We start from the raw sequence: 16,504 nt of genomic DNA, 5'->3' as shown, positions 1-16,504 counted from the left end.
GGGAGGATTCTTCCAGCAAGAAGGGCCGCTTTCGCGGCCCTTGGGAGTGTCCGATGCCGAGGCCTTACTTGGCCGGCTTCGCCAGCTTCGGCGCCTTGAGTGACTTGGGCGGATTGCCCAGTACGCCCAAGCGCTTGTTGATGAACCACTGCTGCGCGATCGACAGCACGTTGTTGGTGATCCAGTACAGCACCAGGCCGGCCGGGAAGAAGATGAACATCACGCTGAAGGCCAGCGGCATGATCCACATCAGCTTGGCCTGCATCGGGTCCGGCGGGGTCGGGTTGAGCCAGGTCTGGAACAGCGAGGTGGCGGTCATCACCACCGGCAGGATGAACCAGGGGTCCGGCGCCGAGAGGTCATGGATCCAGAGGATCCAGGGCGCATGGCGCATCTCGACCGAGGACAGCAGCACCCAGTAGAGTGCGATGAACACCGGGATCTGGATCACGATCGGGAAGCAGCCGCCCATCGGGTTGACCTTTTCCTCGCGGTAGATGCGCATCATCTCCTGCTGCATCTCCTGCGGCTTGTCCTTGAGCCGCTCGCGCATTTCCATGATCTTCGGGTTGATGGCCTTCATCTTGGCCATACTGGCGTAGGCCTTGGCGTTGAGCCAGTAGAAGGCCGCCTTCAGCAGCACCACCAGCGCGACGATCGACCAGCCCCAGTTGCCGAGGATGCCGTGCAGCTTGTTCAGCAGCCAGTAGAGCGGCTTGGAGATGATGGCGAAGATGCCGTAGTCCTTGACCAGGTCGAGGCCGGGGGCGAGCGCCTCGAGCTTCTTCTCTTCCTCGGGTCCGGCGAACAGGTTGCTGTCGATGGTCTGGGCGGCGCCCGGAGCCAGCTGGGGCACCTGCAGCACCATCGCCACCGAGAACAGGTTGTTGCCGAGGTCGGCGACGCGGAATTCGCGCTTGAGGGTGTCGCTGCCCGGCACGTTCAGCAGCCAGGCCGAGACGAAATAGTGCTGCACCATCGCCACCCAACCGTTGTCGGCGGGCGCCGGCAGTTCGACCTTGCCCTTGGTGATGGCGCTGAAGTCGATCTTCTGGAACTTCTTCTGCTCGGTGAAGATGGCCGGGCCGGTGAAGGTGTTGGTGCCGAACATGGTGCCGGCCGCCACCGTGCCATGGCGCGTGAACTGCAGGTAGAGCTGCGCATCGCGCGGCTTGTCGCTGACATTGACGATCTGGTGCTTGACGCGGATCGAGTAGTCGCCGCGCTGGAACACGTAGGTCTTGACGTACTTCAGGCCGCCCACGGGCTGCGACTCGAAGGCCACCTCGAGCGTGTTCTGGCCCTCGGCCAGTTCGCGCGGTCCGGGGCGCGCAGTCATCAGGCTCAGGTGATTCGGGAAGCGATCGCCGGTGTCGACGGTGTTCAGCAGGCCGGTCTGGGCCACGTAGCGGGTGGCGGGAGAACCGTTCTCCATCAGCAGCACGGGCCGGACTTCGTTCTGCGGCACCGGCAGGCCGACCAGGCGGCGGAACCACTCGACAAGGCCACCATGGTTGGTTTGGTCGAGGAACTGCAGCAGCTGCAGCTCGGACAGCGTGCCGCCCTCGCCGTCGATGGTGGCCTTGAAGACATCGGTGGAGACCGTGACCTTCTCGCCGATGGCAGGCGCGCTGCCCTGCACCGGCACCGCGCCTGCCGCAGGCGCGGCGGCCGCGGGGACGCCATTGGCGTTCGCGGCGGCGGGCGTCGCCGACGGATCGGCTGGAGCGCTGGTCTTGGTCGAGGGCAGGAAAGTCGGCTTGTGGCCGTTGTAGACCTGCCATTGGTCCCACAGCAACACCAGCGAGAAGCCAAAAATCACCCACAGGATGGTGCGGCGGATATCGTTCATGAAGAAGACTTCTTGTCGTCGGAAGAGAGAAAGGCGAACAGCGATCCTTGCCTTGGCATCGGTCGCTGTGTCTTCGGGGGAACCGGATCGTGGCCGCCCTCGCACCAGGGCTGGCAGCGGGCGATGCGGCGCAGCGTGAGGTAGCTGCCCTTGGCCGCGCCGTGCTGCTCGAGCGCACCGATGGCGTAGACGGAGCAGGTCGGCTCGAAGCGGCAGGACTGGCCGAGCCACGGGCTCAGCAGCAGCCGATAGCCCTTGACGAGACCGATCAGGATGCGCCGCATCATGCGCGCGCCGTCGCGGCCCGCTCCAGCAATTGCTGGAGTTCGGCACGGACGGCGGCCTTGAGCTTGTCGGATGCCGCGCTGACGAATTGCTTGCGATCGAATGCCGCGCGCAGGCGCACCACATGCGCCGCGCGCGGCAGCGAGGCTTCTGTCGCGGCAGCGCTCACGGTGTAGATCTGGCGTTTGATCGCGTTGCGGGTGACCGCGCGGCGGGCCCAGCGCTTCGGAACCATCGCGCCGAGCCATACGTCTTCGATGGCGAACAGCGGCGCAGCCCCGGACGGCGCGTCGAGCGCGCAGCGGTGCAGTGCGAAGTGGGCTGTGCGCGCCACGGTGGCACCTGCGAGGACGGCCTGGAACTGCGCGCGGGTCTTGAGCCGCTGCATGGAAGCCAACCGCGGGACGCCGTCGGACGGTGAAGGCGGCAGCGGGTCGACTGGCAACGGTGCCGGCGAGTCTTAGACGGCCAGGCGCTTGCGGCCCTTGGCGCGGCGTGCGTTGATCACGGCGCGGCCACCGCGGGTCTTCATGCGGACCAGGAAGCCGTGGGTACGGGCGCGGCGGACTTTGGATGCTTGATACGTGCGTTTCATGATGATTTCCTGATTCACCGGCAAGGCCGGCGTGTGAGCCTCCGGGCCCCGAAGGCCGTTGGCAGTTTTTATTACCGGGCGGGGAGGCCCCCACAGATACGAATTCCCCGGATACCCCGAAACACACAAAGAAGGTTTTCAGGGAAACCCGCGATTATCGCAAAGTTTCAGCTGGCCGACAATCTCGGTCGCATCCGCAGGTGATTCGGCGACCGTGGAGACCATGTGGATAAGGTTTTGACAAGTTAGAATCCAGGGCGCATCGCGGGTGCGACTATCCACAATACCAAGACGAGAGAATGGCTGAGGGACAAACCACTTTTCAGAGCGCCCATGCCGGGTGAAGGCATCGGTGACAGCCTCTGGCAGGCCTGTGTCGACCAGCTCGCACAGGAACTGTCCGAACAGCAGTTCAACACCTGGATCAAGCCGCTGACCGCCAAGGTCACGGACGATCTTTCACGCGTCACGGTCTTCGTCGCCAACCGCTTCAAGCTCGACTGGATCCGGGCCCAGTATGCCGGCAAGATCGCCGCGATGGCCGAGAAGCTCTACGGTCAGCCGGTCATCATTGAGTTAGCGCTCGCTCCTCGGGAAATCATTAGCAGGCCAGCCTCGATGGCCATCGTGTCGGAAACCGATGTGCCGCGCGACATGGCGCCGCCGAGCGAGGATCTGGCGGCGGCCGCGTTCAAGAACCGGCTCAACTCGGGGCTCACCTTCGACACCCTGGTGGAGGGCACGGCGAACCGCATGGCGCGCGCCGCGGCGATGCACGTGGCCGGCATGCCGGGCCACCTCTACAACCCGCTTTTCATCTACGGCGGCGTCGGCCTCGGCAAGACCCACCTGATGCACGCCGTGGGCAACCGCCTGCTGGCCGACCGGCCGGACGCCAAAGTTCTCTACATCCATGCCGAGCAGTTCGTCTCGGATGTGGTCAAAGCCTATCAGCGCAAGACCTTCGACGAGTTCAAGGAGCGCTACCACTCGCTCGATCTGCTGCTGATCGACGACGTCCAGTTCTTCGCCAACAAGGACCGGACGCAGGAAGAATTCTTCAACGCCTTCGAAGCCCTGCTGGCCAAGAAGTCGCACATCGTGATGACCAGCGACACCTACCCCAAGGGCCTGGCGGACATCCACGAGCGACTGGTCTCGCGCTTCGACTCGGGCCTCACGGTGGCGATCGAGCCGCCCGAGCTCGAGATGCGCGTGGCCATCCTGATCAACAAGGCCCGCGCCGAGAGCGCCGAGATGCCCGAGGAGGTCGCCTTCTTCGTCGCCAAGAACGTCCGTTCCAACGTGCGCGAGCTCGAAGGCGCGCTGCGCAAGATCCTGGCCTATTCGCGCTTCAACCAGAAAGAGATCTCGATCGCGCTGGCACGCGAGGCACTGCGCGACCTGCTGTCGATCCAGAACCGGCAGATCTCGGTCGAGAACATCCAGAAGACGGTGGCCGACTACTACAAGATCAAGGTCGCCGACATGTACTCGAAGAAGCGGCCGGCCTCGATCGCCCGGCCGCGCCAGATCGCGATGTACCTGGCCAAGGAGCTGACCCAGAAGAGCCTGCCCGAGATCGGCGAGCTGTTCGGCGGCCGCGACCACACCACCGTACTGCACGCGGTGCGCAAGATCTCGGGCGAGCGCCAGCAGCTCACCGAACTGAACCAGCAGCTGCATGTGCTGGAGCAGACGCTGAAGGGATAGCATGCTGCTCATCGATGCTGTCAAAGGACAACCCTGTGGACAGATCCCGCACAAGAAGGCACTTATCCACAGGCTGGGCACGCGGCCCGAAGTTGTGCGCCTTGGCGCGACAGCAACGAAGCGCGGCTGCGCACAGCCGAGCGGCAGCGCCAAGTCCTTGTCGCACAAGCGGAAAACGACGCTGTCCACAGAACAGTGCGTCCCTTATCTACTACTACTAATTTGAATTAAAGAAATAAGGAAGAGGTAAGACAATGATCGTTTTGAAGGCTACACAGGACAAAGTCCTTGCCGCGCTGCAGTCGGTGGCGGGCATCGTCGAGCGGCGCCACACGCTGCCGATCCTGGCCAACGTGCTGATCCGCAAGACCGGCGGCCAGTTGCAGCTGACCACCAGCGACCTCGAGATCCAGATCCGTACCCATGCCGAGCTCGGCGGCGACGAGGGCAACTTCACGACCACCATCGGTGCCCGCAAGCTGATCGACATCCTGCGCACCATGCCGGCCGACCAGACCGTGAGCCTCGAATCGAGTGCCAGCAAGCTGGTGTTGAAGGGCGGCAAGAGCCGTTTCACGCTGCAGTCGCTGCCGGCCGAGGATTTCCCGCTGGTGCAGGAGTCGGCCAACTTCGGTCCCGTGTTCAGCGTGCCGCAGAAGACGCTCAAGGACTTGCTCGGCCAGGTGTCCTTCGCGATGGCGGTGCACGACATCCGCTACTACCTCAATGGCATCCTGTTCGTCGCCGAAGGCAAGCAGCTGAGCCTGGTCGCCACCGACGGCCACCGGCTGGCTTTCGCCTCGGCCACGCTCGACGTCGAGGTGCCGCGCCAGGAAGTGATCCTGCCGCGCAAGACCGTGCTCGAGATGCAGCGCCTGCTGTCCGACGCCGAAGGCGCGATCGAGATGCAATTCGCCAACAACCAGGCCAAGTTCAGCTTCGGCGGCATGGAATTCGTCACCAAGCTGGTCGAGGGCAAGTTCCCCGACTACAACCGCGTGATCCCGAAGACCCACAAGAACACCGTGACCCTGGGCCGCGCGCAGCTGCTGGCCAGCCTGCAGCGCACCGCGATCCTGACCAGCGAGAAGTTCAAGGGCGTGCGGCTCAACATCGAGCCGGGTACGCTGCGCATCGCCTCGAACAACGCCGAGCAGGAAGAGGCGCAGGACGAGCTCGACATCGACTACGGCGGCGACGCCATCGAGATCGGCTTCAACGTGACCTACCTGATCGACGCCCTGGCCAACATGAGCCAGGACATGGTGAAGCTGGACCTGGCCGATTCCAACAGTTCGGTGCTGATGACGATTCCCGAGAACGCATCGTTCAAGTACGTCGTCATGCCGATGAGGATCTAGCACACCCCCAGGTTGGCTCACTTCGTGTAGCCGCCCACCCCCTTGCAGGGGGCGATACCAGCGGCCCGGCAAAGCCGGTTCCGCGGTATCTCCCGAACAGACGGTGCCCAGCCCGGCGCCAGAGAGAAAGACAGTGATGAGCGAAGAAAACAAGCCGGACGTGCCGCACACCGAGCCGGTTTACACCCCTGAAATCGACAGCGCGATTCCGATCGAGGTGACACCGGCCGGCGACACGTCCTATGGCGAAGGCTCCATCACGATCCTCGAAGGGCTCGAGGCGGTGCGCAAGCGGCCGGGCATGTACATCGGCGACACCTCGGACGGCACCGGCCTGCACCACCTGGTGTTCGAGGTGGTCGACAACTCGATCGACGAGGCGCTCGCGGGCTACTGCGACGACATCGTCGTCACGATCCACACCGACAACTCGATCTCCGTCACCGACAACGGCCGCGGCATTCCGACCGGCGTCAAGATGGACGACAAGCACGAGCCCAAGCGCTCGGCGGCCGAGATCGCGCTGACCGAACTGCACGCCGGCGGCAAGTTCAACCAGAACAGCTACAAGGTCTCGGGCGGCCTGCACGGCGTCGGCGTGAGCTGCGTCAACGCGCTGAGCAAGATGCTGCGCCTCACGGTGCGGCGCGAGGGCAAGGTCCACACGCTGGAGTTCAGCAAGGGCTTCGTGCAGAACCGCATCGTCGACGTCGTCAACGGCGTCGAGGTCTCGCCCATGAAAGTCACGGGCGAGACCGAGAAGCGCGGCACCGAGGTGCACTTCCTGCCCGACACCGAGATCTTCAAGGAAAACGCCGACTTCCATTACGAGATCCTGAGCAAGCGGCTGCGCGAGCTGAGCTTCCTCAACAACGGCGTGCGGATCCGGCTGATCGACGAGCGCAGCGGCAAGGAAGACGACTTCTCGGGCGCCGGCGGCGTCAAGGGCTTCGTCGAGTTCATCAACAAGGGCAAGACCGTCCTGCATCCCAACGTGTTCTACGCGATGGGAGAGAAGCCGGCCGACACCTACGGCGGCATTCCCGGCACTCACATCGGCGTCGAGGTCGCGATGCAGTGGAACAGCGGCTACAACGAGCAGGTGCTGTGTTTCACCAACAACATCCCGCAGCGTGACGGCGGCACCCACCTGACCGGCCTGCGCGCCGCGATGACCCGGGTCATCAACAAGTACATCGAAGAAAACGAGTTCGCCAAGAAGGCCAAGGTCGAGGTCACCGGCGACGACATGCGCGAAGGCCTGTGCTGCGTGCTGAGCGTCAAGGTGCCCGAGCCCAAGTTCTCGAGCCAGACCAAGGACAAGCTGGTGTCGAGCGAGGTGCGCGCGCCGGTCGAGGACATCGTCGGCCGCCTGCTGACCGACTACCTGCAGGAGCGCCCGAACGACGCCAAGATCATCTGCGGCAAGATCGTCGACGCGGCGCGTGCGCGCGAAGCGGCCCGCAAGGCGCGCGAGATGACGCGGCGCAAGGGCGTGCTCGACGGCATGGGCCTGCCGGGCAAGCTGGCCGACTGCCAGGAGAAGGATCCGGCGCTGTGCGAGGTCTACCTGGTCGAGGGCGATTCCGCCGGAGGCTCGGCCAAGCAGGGCCGCGACCGGAAGTTCCAGGCCATCCTGCCGCTGCGCGGCAAGATCCTGAACGTCGAGAAGGCGCGCTACGAGAAGCTGCTGACCAGCAACGAAATCCTGACCATGATCACCGCTTTGGGCACCGGCATCGGCCGTGCCGGCGCGACGACCGCGGGCGGCGGCGCCGACGACTTCAACGTCGCCAAGCTGCGCTACCACCGGATCATCATCATGACCGACGCCGACGTCGACGGCGCCCACATCCGCACGCTGCTGCTGACCTTCTTCTATCGGCAGATGCCCGAACTGGTCGAGCGCGGCCACATCTACATCGCGCAGCCGCCGCTGTACAAAGTCAAGGTCGGCAAGGAGGAGCAATACCTCAAGGACGGTCCGGCCCTCGATGCCTTCCTGCTGAAGGTGGCTTTGAAGGATGCGAGCGTGTCCACCGGCGGCGCCAACCCGACGACGCTCGGCGGCGACACGCTGGCCGAGCTGGCGCGCAAGCACCAGCTGGCCGAAGCGGTGATTGCGCGGCTCGGCGTGTTCCTCGATGCGGCGGCGCTGCGCGCCATCGCCGACGGCGTGTCGCTCGACCTCGACACCACGGCCGGCGCCGAGGCCTCGGCCGTGGCGCTGCAGAACAAGCTGCGCGAGCTCAACACCACCGGGGCGCCGGCCGATGTGTCGAGCGAGTTCGACACCCGCAGCGACAAGCCGCTGCTGCGCATCAGCCGCCGCCACCACGGCAACATCAAGAGCAGCGTGCTGACGCAGGACTTCGTCCACGGCGCCGACTATGCCGCCCTGGCCGAGGCCGCCAAGACCTTCCGCGACCTGCTCGGCGAAGGCGCCGTGGTCAAGCGCGGCGAGGGCGAGCGGGCCAAGGAAGAAAAGGTCAATGACTTCCGCGAGGCGATGCGCTGGCTGATCGGACAGGCCGAAAACGCCACCGCGCGCCAGCGCTACAAGGGTCTGGGCGAGATGAATCCCGAGCAGCTGTGGGAGACCACGATGGACCCGGCGGTGCGCCGCTTGCTGCGGGTGCAGATCGATGACGCGATCGAGGCCGACCGCGTGTTCACGATGCTGATGGGCGACGAGGTCGAGCCGCGGCGCGAGTTCATCGAGCAGAACGCGCTGCGGGCGGCGAACATCGACGTCTGAGCGCTCAGCTTCGTTCAGCGTGCCCTCGCTGACCTGCAGACCGGCGCCGATGTCGGTCAGGCGTCCGATCGGCAGAAACTCGGTCGTGACCATCGCGAACGTGCCGACTGCGATGGAAGCGACCGCGAGCCAGGCGGATCGGGAGGTGTCGGGGGTGGCGGCCAGTGCATCGGCGCAGGGAGAGCAGGGTGCGTTCATGGGGCGATTCCGGAACCGGCTGGAGCGCCTCGGAGGCGCCAATTCGCGTAAACGCTATTCCTAGCCCGACTCTTGCTAAGCAGAATGGCCGGCGATGAGTCGCCATCTATGAGCAAGGACAGCACAGCAATGAACCCGATCCGGTTTTGGCGCCCCGCCGCCGCCCTGGCGATCTTCGGCATGTTCAATTCGGCGCAGGCGGTCACCAATCCGCCGATCCGGATGGCCCAGGGCATCGAATACATGTGCGGCGGCAAAAGCAGCGCGGAAGCGGCCTTCATGCAGACGGTGGCGCCGCGCTGGGCCGCCACCCTCGAATTCGCGGTCAGCCGCGGCCGCCCGGGCCAGTTTCCGAGCGATGTCAAAGTGGTGGTGCGCGACCGCTATTCCGGCCGGCTGGTGATGGAGGCAGCCACCGGTTCGCCGTTCATGCTGGCACGGCTCGACCCCGGCGCCTACGAGGTCGAGGCCACGCTGGCCGGGATCACGCTGCAGCAGTCGCTGACGGTGTTCAACGGACTGAGTTCGAAGGCGCAGTTTGTCTGGCCGTCGAATGTCGATTTCGCCGCCGCGATGGGATTGCCGCGGCCCGAGCAGCAAGCTTCGGTGCAAACCGGCCGCTGAGTCGCCCATTTCGGGTGCGCCGGCGATCAGGTTGGCTTAAGTTTCATTGCCGACAGTGTTGGCATGAGGCTTTCCTCATGCCAACCCGAGCAAAGGACTCCGCGATGATTGCACATCGTTCCTGGCGGCCGCAGGTCGCCCTCGCATTGGGCGCCGCGGCGCTTTCCGGTGCGCTGGCGGCGCATGCGGTCTACAACCCGCCCATCCACATGGCGAACGGCGTCGAGTACATGGGCGGCGGCACCAGCAGCGAGGAAGCGGCGCTGATGCAGAGCATCGAGCCCCGGTGGCCGGCCAGTTTCGAGTTCGCGGTCAAGGAGGGCAAGCGGCAGGTCTCGGCCGCCGATGTCGTGCTGACCGTTCGGGACGCATCGGGCCGTACGCTGCTGAGCCAGGTCGCGACCGGCGGCCCGTTCCTGGTGGCGCGGCTGGATCCGGGCCGCTACGAGATCGAGGCCTCGCGCGCGGGCCAGACCCTGACGCAGCAGATCGAAGTGCTGCCGTGGCAGCCGAAGCGGACCGTGTTCGTCTGGCCCGGTGGCGCGGAGCCCGGCACGCGTTCCTGAAACGCGAGGATCCTGCGCCGCTCTTTGAGAAAATGTTCAGTGCGGCGCGAGATGGGGCGTGGGAAAATGCAAAGCTGCCTGTGCATGGCACGCACCTTGAATGTGGAGCGTATCGCTCGCACATGGTGTGTCCGGGCGCTGCCCGTCTTCCTAGGCCCTGATGCCGCTTCGCCCCCTCATTCTTCTCACCACGCTGCTGCACGTCTACATCGGGCTGCGCCTGTTGCCGGCGCTCGCGAGCCTGCCGCTCGCGTGCTCACTGCTGGCGCTGGCGCTGCTGGTGTCAGCCGCAACCATGCCGCTGCCCTTCGTCGGCATGCGGTCCGGGAGGCGGCCGTTCGCCGATGGCTGGAAATGGATCGGGCTCGTCAGCATGGGCTGGTTCTCGTCGCTCATGCTGCTCACGCTGGTGCGCGATGCCGGCCTGCTGCTGGGCTGGCTCGGGGCGTCGGTGTCCGGGGCGACGCTCGACTGGGCGCGCTGGCGTTTCTGGAGCGCCGCCGCCGTGCCGCTGACGGCGAGCGCGACTTCGTTGATCGGCCTGTTGAATGCGCGCCGTACCGCGGGCGTGGTGCGGGTCGATGTGCCGATCCGCGACCTGCCCTCGGCGTTGAGCGGCTTCACGATCGCACAGCTCAGCGACATCCACGTCGGGCCGACCATCAAGCGCGGCTATATCCAGCGCATCGTCAATGCGGTGAATGCGCTGGGCGCCGACATGATCGCGATCACCGGCGACCTGGTCGACGGCACGGTGGCCGAGCTGCGCGAGCACATCGCCCCGCTGGAGCAGCTCAAGGCCCGGCATGGCACTTTCGTGGTGACCGGCAACCACGAGTACTACGCCGGCGCCCATGCGTGGATCGAGGAGCTGCGGCGGCTCGGCCTGCGCGTGCTGCTCAACGAGCACGTGGTGCTGCAGACGCGCAACGTGAAGGGCGCGCAGACCGACGAGGAAGTGCTCGAGAGTGCGCTGCTGGTGGCCGGCGTGACCGACTACACCGGGGGGCACTTCGATGCGGCGCATGCCAGCGACCCCCACGGCGCGCTGGCCGACGCGCCACCGCTGGTGCACACGCGGGTGCTGCTGGCGCACCAGCCGCGCAGCGCGCCCGAGGCCGCCGAGGCGGGCTACCACCTTCAGCTCTCGGGCCACACGCACGGCGGGCAGTTCTTTCCGTGGAACCTGTTCGTGCCACTGCAGCAGCCCTTCACGGCCGGGCTGCACAAGCTGAGCGAGATGTGGGTCTACACCAGCCGCGGCACCGGCTACTGGGGGCCACCGAAGCGCTTCGGCGCACCCTCCGAAATTACTTTGCTGCGACTGATGCCGGAGTGAGTTTCAAGCCGGCTCGGCGTTGTGCGCGCTGCTCACCAAGCGGCGTGGCATCGCGTCAGTCCTGTTCGGTGGACAGCCGGCGCGCGTTCGAGGTGGTCTTCGCATGGATCGGCTTGAGGCCGCGCTGGACGATGCGCGCGCTGGCGCTGGAAAGCTGGCTCACCGTTTCGGCGGAGCGTGCGGCGGCGCTTCCGAAGGCTTCGGCATGGCCGACTGCCTGTGCCGGGGTGGTGCTGGTGGCGAGCGAGAACAGGGCCAAGCCGCTGCCCAGCCAGTGTTTCACCGCACGGTTCACGAGGGCGAACTGGGTGGTGTGCAACTGGTTTGCCATGGCGACGCCGGATTCGCTTGCCGCCGCCAGTTTCTCGTGGCTCATGAGCTGGAATTCGGCCATGTCGACCTCGCTGGGCGAGAGGCCGGCCTTGGCCATGCGCTCGGTGCGCATCTGGATCACCGAGCCGGCCGACAGCAGCATCTCTTGGGTCTTCAACGCCACGTCGACCCACAACATGAGCGGGTTGAAGAAGCGCGGGGAGGAGAGACTGTGGGTCATGGAAGTCTTGGACTTTGTGCGGGGGGACGAAGCAGACTATAGACCTCCCACGGCCTTTTTGCTGCACTGCAACATCACTTTGGGGATGCCGTCCTACCTGGGGGGCGGGGAAGCACCAATCGATGTTTCACACCGCCTTTGAGAAGCTGGGTACGTTCGAATCTGCAACGCGTGCTTACAAAATGTCCAACACACCGCGCCGAGCCCGAATGCTGCTGAGCGCGGCATGCTGTTCGCTTTCCATTGCCGCCACGGCCGCCGGAATGGACAACGCGCCAGGTGCCTACATCGACCTGGGGCAGTCGCTTCAAGGCCCTGGGGACACCGATTCGCTGACTTTCGGCGCGGTGCTCCCGTGGACCCACGGACAGTCGGTTCAAGAGGGCGCGCGCTCCTTCTATTGGGATTTTTTCCTCAGTTGGTGGCGCGCGCCGGCCCCCCCCGACGGCGTGGACCGGCGCAGCTACACGCAACTCGGCGTGGTCGCCAACTGGCGCTACCGTTTCGAGCAGGGCGACTCGCCGTGGTTCGTCGAGGCCGGTTTCGGCGGGACGCTGATGAACAGCATCTACCGCACGCCCGACCGGGAGTTCAGCACGACCTTCCAGTTCACCGAGCAGCTCGGTGTGGGACGCAGCTTCGGCTCCCAGGGCGAGCATGAGCTGTCAGTGCGTCTGCAGCATGTCTCGAACGCGGGCCTCAAAGAGCCGAATCCTGGCGAGAATTTCGTCCGGCTCCGCTATCTCCATCGCTTCTGAACACGGTCCGGGCACGCGTGCGCAGCCTTCTGGCGCGCAGTTCGGTGGCCACGTAGGCCAGCGCAGCGAGCGCGAGGGGCAGCAGGTAGTAGATGACCCGGTAGGCCAGCAGCGCACCCAGCAGCGTGCCTTGCGGCAACCGGTGGCCGAGCAGCGCGAGGAACACGGCCTCGAGCACGCCCAGCCCGCCCGGCACATGGGTGATGACGCCGGCGACCGCGGCGACCCCCATCGCGGCCAGCACCTCGGGATAGGGCAGCCGGCGCAGCAGCAGCATCCAGACCACGCCGCCGATCGCCGACCAGTTGAGCGTCGACATCGCGAGCTGCAGCAAGGCCATGCGCAGCGAGGGCGTGTCCAGTTCATGGCCGCGCAGGCGCCAGGTGTGTTGCCGCGCGATCGCGCACAGCCCGAGGTAGGCTCCGCCCGCCGCCAGCAGCAGGGCGCCGAGGATCCGCAGTCCCTCGCCGTCCATCTTCCAATCCGGCGGCAGCGTCATCGGAAAGAAGCAGAAGACCGCGCCGGCCAGCACCAGGTAGCCGAGCCAGTTGGTCAGCATGCTGAAGCCGAGCACCCGCGTGATCGTCGGGTTGTCCAGGCCCAGCCGGGAATAGAGGCGGTACCTGAAGGCGACGCCCCCGACCAGGGCACCGAGGTTGAGGTTGAAGGCGTAGCTGATGAAGGTGACGCGCATGACAACGCGGGTGCCGAGCCGGTGCCCGGTCATGCGGCGGCCAAGCAGGTCGAAGGTGCTGTAGAGCAGGTGGCTGGAGGCGGCGAGCGCGGTGGCCGCCAGCAGTGCCGGCAGCGGAATGGCGCGCAGCGACGCCAGCACGTCGCGCCAGTCGACCATGCGGGCCTGGCGCACGACCAGCACCAGCACGAGCGCGAAGAAGAGCCATGCGGCCGCGTGTTTCACCCGGGCCCAGCCGCCGGCCCTCACAAGGCAAGCTCCGTGCTGTGCACTGCGGTGCGAGCTTGCCTGGGGCGGCCCGGCGCGGCGCATTCGGATGCCTTCGTGCTTCGCACTACGGTGCGAGCGCCTTCGGGCGGCCGGGCGGCGCTCATGCTGCGTCCGTTCGCGTGGCGCCGCCGGCCTCCGGCTTCGGCGCATGCAGGGGCTCGAGCTTCGGTGCGTGGCGCGGCAGCCAGCCGACCCACGAGGGATACCAGCGCAGCAGGTGGAAGATGATGAAGCTGCGCACCAGCCGCCAGCCGCTCCATTCGCTGAGCTCCGACGCCTCGATTTCCCTGCAACTCTTCTGCATCAGCGTGTCGAGCCGCTCCCACAGCACCTGGTTGAAGGCCTTGTCGCGCACGATCACGTTGGCCTCGAGGTTCAGCGACAGGCTCAGCGGGTCGAGGTTGCTCGAGCCGACGGTGCTCCACTGGTCGTCCGCCAGTGCCACCTTGCCGTGCAGCGGGCGCTCGCAGTATTCGTAGATCCGCACGCCGGCATGCAGCAGGTGGTGATAGAGCATGCTCGCTGCCGTCTTGACGATCGGCATGTCGGGTTCGCCCTGCAGGATCAGGCGCACGTCAACGCCGCGCCGCGCGGCGCGGTGCATTGCGTTGATCAGCCGGTAGCCGGGGAAGAAGTAGGCGTTGGCGATCACGATGCGCCGCCGCGCGCTACGGATGGCGGCCAGGTAGTGGCGCTCGATGTCGTTGGTGTGGTGCCGGTTGTCGCGGGTCACGAACTGCGCGGCGGCATCGCCTGCGGGGGCGTTGTCGACCTGTGCGGAGGCCTTGATCCGGCGCCGGAACCAGCTCGGGCCCTTGCCGCCGACCGCGATCGCCTGCAGCACGAAGCGATGGATCTCCGAGACGATCGGGCCGACCAGCGCGACCGCGTAGTCCTGCTTGGCCTTGGGGCCGAAGTCGAGCAGGTGGTCGGCCGCGTAGTTGATGCCGCCGACGAAGGCCAGCGCGCCGTCGACCACCACGATCTTGCGATGCATGCGCCGGAAGACGTTGAGCCGCTGGCCGAAGAAGCGCTTGCCGGGATCGAACACCCGGACCTTGACGCCGGTGGAGGTCAGCCCCGAGATGAACTCGGGCGAGAGCGAGGGCGAGCCGAAGCCATCGATCATGAGGTCGACCCTCACGCCGCGTGCCGCTGCCGCGCGCAGGGCCGCATGCAACTGCGCGCCGACCTTGTCCTCGAACAGGATGAAGGTCTCGACGATGACTTCGCGCCGGGCCTGGCGGATGGCGTCGAAGACGCGCGGGAAGAACTGATCGCCGTTTTCCAGCAGTTCCACGCGGTTGCCGCCGGTCCAGCGCCCGCCGGCGGCCGGCTCGCCTGCCGTGGTGGCGTCGTTCACAGCGCGATCTCCGCCACCAGCGGCGCGTGGTCGGACAGATGCGACCAGGGCTTGCGCGGCAGCACCATCGGCGAATGCACGCCCGCATTGCGCACGTAGATGCGATCCAGGGGCAGCAGCGGGAAGCGCGAAGGAAAGGTCCGGGCGGCGCTGCCATGGGCCTGCACGAAGACTTCGCGCAGCGACACCCCCTGCTCGAGGATTTCGTGGGCGCGGCCGCGCCAGTCGTTGAAGTCACCGGCCACGATCAGCGGTGCGTCCGCGGGGACCTCGTCGCGCACGATATGGCACAGCAGCTCGAGTTGCTGGAGCCGGTGGTTCTCGGCCAGCCCGAGGTGGGCGCAGATCACGTGGACATCGATCGGCCGCGCCGGCAGCCGCAACACGCAGTGCAGCAGGCCGCGCTTCTCGGGCCCGGCGATCGAGACGTCGTGGTTGCGGTAGTGGACGATCGGGAACTTGGACAGCACCGCGTTGCCGTGGTGCCCCCTCGGGTACACGGCGTTGCGGCCATAGGCGAACTGGGGCCACATGGTGTCGGCCAGGAACTCGTAGTGCGGGGCCTCCGGCCAGTTGTCGATCTTGCGCGAATGGCGCGAGTGGGTGCCCAGCACCTCCTGCAGGAAGACGACGTCGGCCCCGACCGTGCGCACCGCCTCGCGCAGCTCCGGCAGGATGAACTTGCGGTTCAGCGCCGTGAAGCCCTTGTGGGTGTTCACGGTCATGACCTTGAGCGAGGTGGGTGGCGCGGCCACGGCGGTCGAATGCGAAAGAGGCTTCACAGGAAGGGTTGTAAGCCGGGAGGCGCGACCCTGCTGTAGGAACGCACCACCTTCTGCACCCGACCGACAAGTCCGGCACGCCTCGGTGATCGAAGCCGCCCGCACAGCGAAAAGCCCCGGGGCGCGAGCGCCGGGGCCTTTATCCGTGAGGCCTTTCAGCTTTTTGCGGGCGCAGGGGCGGGGTGGTGGTGATGTCCGCCAGGACCGCCAGGGCCGTGGGGTCCGACGCGCGGCATCGACTCGGCGTCGAAGGTCGTCTGCTGCTCCGGCGTCAGCGCAGCGTAGAAGCTGCGGGTGGCGTCGGCGCGCTTGGCGAACATCGCGCTGCGTTCGGCCTGGCGGGCCTGCATGCGGTCGAGGCGCTGCGGCGTGGTCAGCTTGGCGAACTCGGCGCGCTCGGCGTCGGCTTGCCCCGCCGGTCGGGCCGGCGGCTGTTGCGCCGCTGCAAAACTGTTCCACGCGCTTTCCTGCGCCGGGGTCAGCTTGAGCTTCTCCTTCAACGCAGCCAGGCGCTGCGCCCGTTGGGCCTGCATGCGCTCGAAGCGCTCGGCGCGCTGGAGCTGGGGCTTGGCGGGCGCCTGGGCGCCTGGCCGGGCTTCGGCGGCGGGCGGCGGGGGAGCCGTCAGCGGCGCCTGCGCGAAGGCACCGGACGAAGCGAAAGTGGCCGAGGCCAGCAGACCGGCCCAGAGAAGGCTTTTGCGAGACGGGATCATGAGAGTGCTTCCTTTCGAAGAAGCCTGCCACCGAGGGGCAGCAGGTGAGACGAAGTCTGCGGCCGCGATGTATCCCGATC

General features: G+C 66.4%; 18 protein-coding genes. 9 read left to right on the top strand and 9 right to left on the bottom strand.

Annotated elements, in window-relative coordinates:
- Positions 1–64: 64 nt before the first annotated feature.
- From yidC to rpmH, 4 genes are all read right to left on the bottom strand, one after another.
- A complete protein-coding gene (gene yidC / locus AC1DYD_RS03240) occupies positions 65–1,852 on the bottom strand; it encodes a membrane protein insertase YidC (RefSeq protein WP_478171301.1) in 1,788 nt (595 codons plus the stop codon).
- A complete protein-coding gene (yidD, locus tag AC1DYD_RS03235) occupies positions 1,849–2,139 on the bottom strand; it encodes a membrane protein insertion efficiency factor YidD (protein ID WP_478171300.1) in 291 nt (96 codons plus the stop codon). Before yidD ends, yidC begins: the two co-directional genes overlap by 4 nt.
- Entirely contained in the window at positions 2,136–2,525 is a 390-nt protein-coding gene (locus tag AC1DYD_RS03230; RefSeq protein WP_478171299.1) for a ribonuclease P protein component, read from the bottom strand. Before AC1DYD_RS03230 ends, yidD begins: the two co-directional genes overlap by 4 nt.
- Before the next feature lie 72 nt (positions 2,526–2,597).
- Entirely contained in the window at positions 2,598–2,732 is a 135-nt protein-coding gene (gene rpmH, locus AC1DYD_RS03225; protein ID WP_007834827.1) for a 50S ribosomal protein L34, read from the bottom strand.
- 333 nt (positions 2,733–3,065) lie between these two features.
- Here rpmH and dnaA point away from each other — a divergent pair, with 333 nt between their 5' ends.
- From dnaA to AC1DYD_RS03185, 8 genes are all read left to right on the top strand, one after another.
- On the top strand, positions 3,066–4,445 hold the full coding sequence (gene dnaA, locus AC1DYD_RS03220) for a chromosomal replication initiator protein DnaA (RefSeq protein WP_478171298.1): 1,380 nt from the start codon (positions 3,066–3,068) through the stop codon (positions 4,443–4,445).
- A 1-nt stretch (position 4,446) separates the two neighbouring features.
- Positions 4,447–4,671 (top strand): hypothetical protein, encoded by a 225-nt coding sequence (locus AC1DYD_RS03215; protein ID WP_478171297.1) that lies wholly within the window; start codon positions 4,447–4,449, stop codon positions 4,669–4,671.
- A 28-nt stretch (positions 4,672–4,699) separates the two neighbouring features.
- Positions 4,700–5,806, top strand: coding sequence for a DNA polymerase III subunit beta (dnaN, locus tag AC1DYD_RS03210; protein WP_478171296.1), 1,107 nt, complete (start codon positions 4,700–4,702; stop codon positions 5,804–5,806).
- Positions 5,807–5,939: 133 nt separating this feature from the next.
- On the top strand, positions 5,940–8,564 hold the full coding sequence (gene gyrB / locus AC1DYD_RS03205; RefSeq protein WP_478171295.1) for a DNA topoisomerase (ATP-hydrolyzing) subunit B: 2,625 nt from the start codon (positions 5,940–5,942) through the stop codon (positions 8,562–8,564).
- Between the two features lie 85 nt (positions 8,565–8,649).
- Complete coding sequence (locus AC1DYD_RS03200; protein ID WP_478171294.1) at positions 8,650–8,826, top strand: hypothetical protein; 177 nt, start codon at positions 8,650–8,652, stop codon at positions 8,824–8,826.
- Positions 8,827–8,870: 44 nt separating this feature from the next.
- On the top strand, positions 8,871–9,386 hold the full coding sequence (locus AC1DYD_RS03195) for a hypothetical protein (RefSeq protein WP_478171293.1): 516 nt from the start codon (positions 8,871–8,873) through the stop codon (positions 9,384–9,386).
- A gap of 104 nt (positions 9,387–9,490) precedes the next feature.
- Complete coding sequence (locus AC1DYD_RS03190) at positions 9,491–9,952, top strand: tudor domain-containing protein (RefSeq protein ID WP_478171292.1); 462 nt, start codon at positions 9,491–9,493, stop codon at positions 9,950–9,952.
- 160 nt (positions 9,953–10,112) lie between these two features.
- Positions 10,113–11,291, top strand: a complete 1,179-nt coding sequence (locus AC1DYD_RS03185) for a metallophosphoesterase (protein WP_478171291.1) — start codon at positions 10,113–10,115, stop codon at positions 11,289–11,291.
- A gap of 55 nt (positions 11,292–11,346) precedes the next feature.
- On the opposite strand, the gene AC1DYD_RS03180 is transcribed toward AC1DYD_RS03185, so the two are convergent.
- Positions 11,347–11,844, bottom strand: a complete 498-nt coding sequence (locus tag AC1DYD_RS03180) for a polyhydroxyalkanoate granule-associated phasin (RefSeq protein WP_478171290.1) — start codon at positions 11,842–11,844, stop codon at positions 11,347–11,349.
- A 209-nt stretch (positions 11,845–12,053) separates the two neighbouring features.
- Between AC1DYD_RS03180 and AC1DYD_RS03175 the strand changes: the two genes are divergently transcribed.
- Positions 12,054–12,602 carry an acyloxyacyl hydrolase gene (locus AC1DYD_RS03175; protein ID WP_478171289.1) on the top strand — a complete coding sequence of 183 codons (549 nt, stop codon included), beginning with the start codon at positions 12,054–12,056 and terminating at the stop codon, positions 12,600–12,602.
- Here the strand turns inward: AC1DYD_RS03175 and AC1DYD_RS03170 are convergent.
- From AC1DYD_RS03170 to AC1DYD_RS03155, 4 genes are all read right to left on the bottom strand, one after another.
- Positions 12,544–13,521: a lysylphosphatidylglycerol synthase domain-containing protein gene (locus AC1DYD_RS03170; RefSeq protein WP_478171288.1), complete on the bottom strand. Its 978-nt coding sequence runs from the start codon at positions 13,519–13,521 to the stop codon at positions 12,544–12,546. The genes AC1DYD_RS03175 and AC1DYD_RS03170 overlap by 59 nt on opposite strands.
- 145 nt (positions 13,522–13,666) lie before the next feature.
- The gene (gene clsB / locus AC1DYD_RS03165) at positions 13,667–14,929 is read right to left on the bottom strand and encodes a cardiolipin synthase ClsB (RefSeq protein WP_478171287.1); all 1,263 of its coding nucleotides are present in this window, start codon (positions 14,927–14,929) and stop codon (positions 13,667–13,669) included.
- The gene (locus AC1DYD_RS03160) at positions 14,926–15,654 is read right to left on the bottom strand and encodes an endonuclease/exonuclease/phosphatase family protein (protein WP_478171438.1); all 729 of its coding nucleotides are present in this window, start codon (positions 15,652–15,654) and stop codon (positions 14,926–14,928) included. The genes clsB and AC1DYD_RS03160 overlap by 4 nt, the downstream gene beginning before the upstream one ends.
- A gap of 212 nt (positions 15,655–15,866) precedes the next feature.
- Positions 15,867–16,424, bottom strand: a complete 558-nt coding sequence (locus tag AC1DYD_RS03155) for a Spy/CpxP family protein refolding chaperone (RefSeq protein WP_478171286.1) — start codon at positions 16,422–16,424, stop codon at positions 15,867–15,869.
- Positions 16,425–16,504: the final 80 nt, after the last annotated feature.

It is taken from the genome of Variovorax sp. P4_B11, from assembly GCF_056402355.1.
The sequence above is the reverse complement of the archived record's forward strand: the minus strand, read 5'-3'. Positions and strand labels throughout refer to the sequence as shown.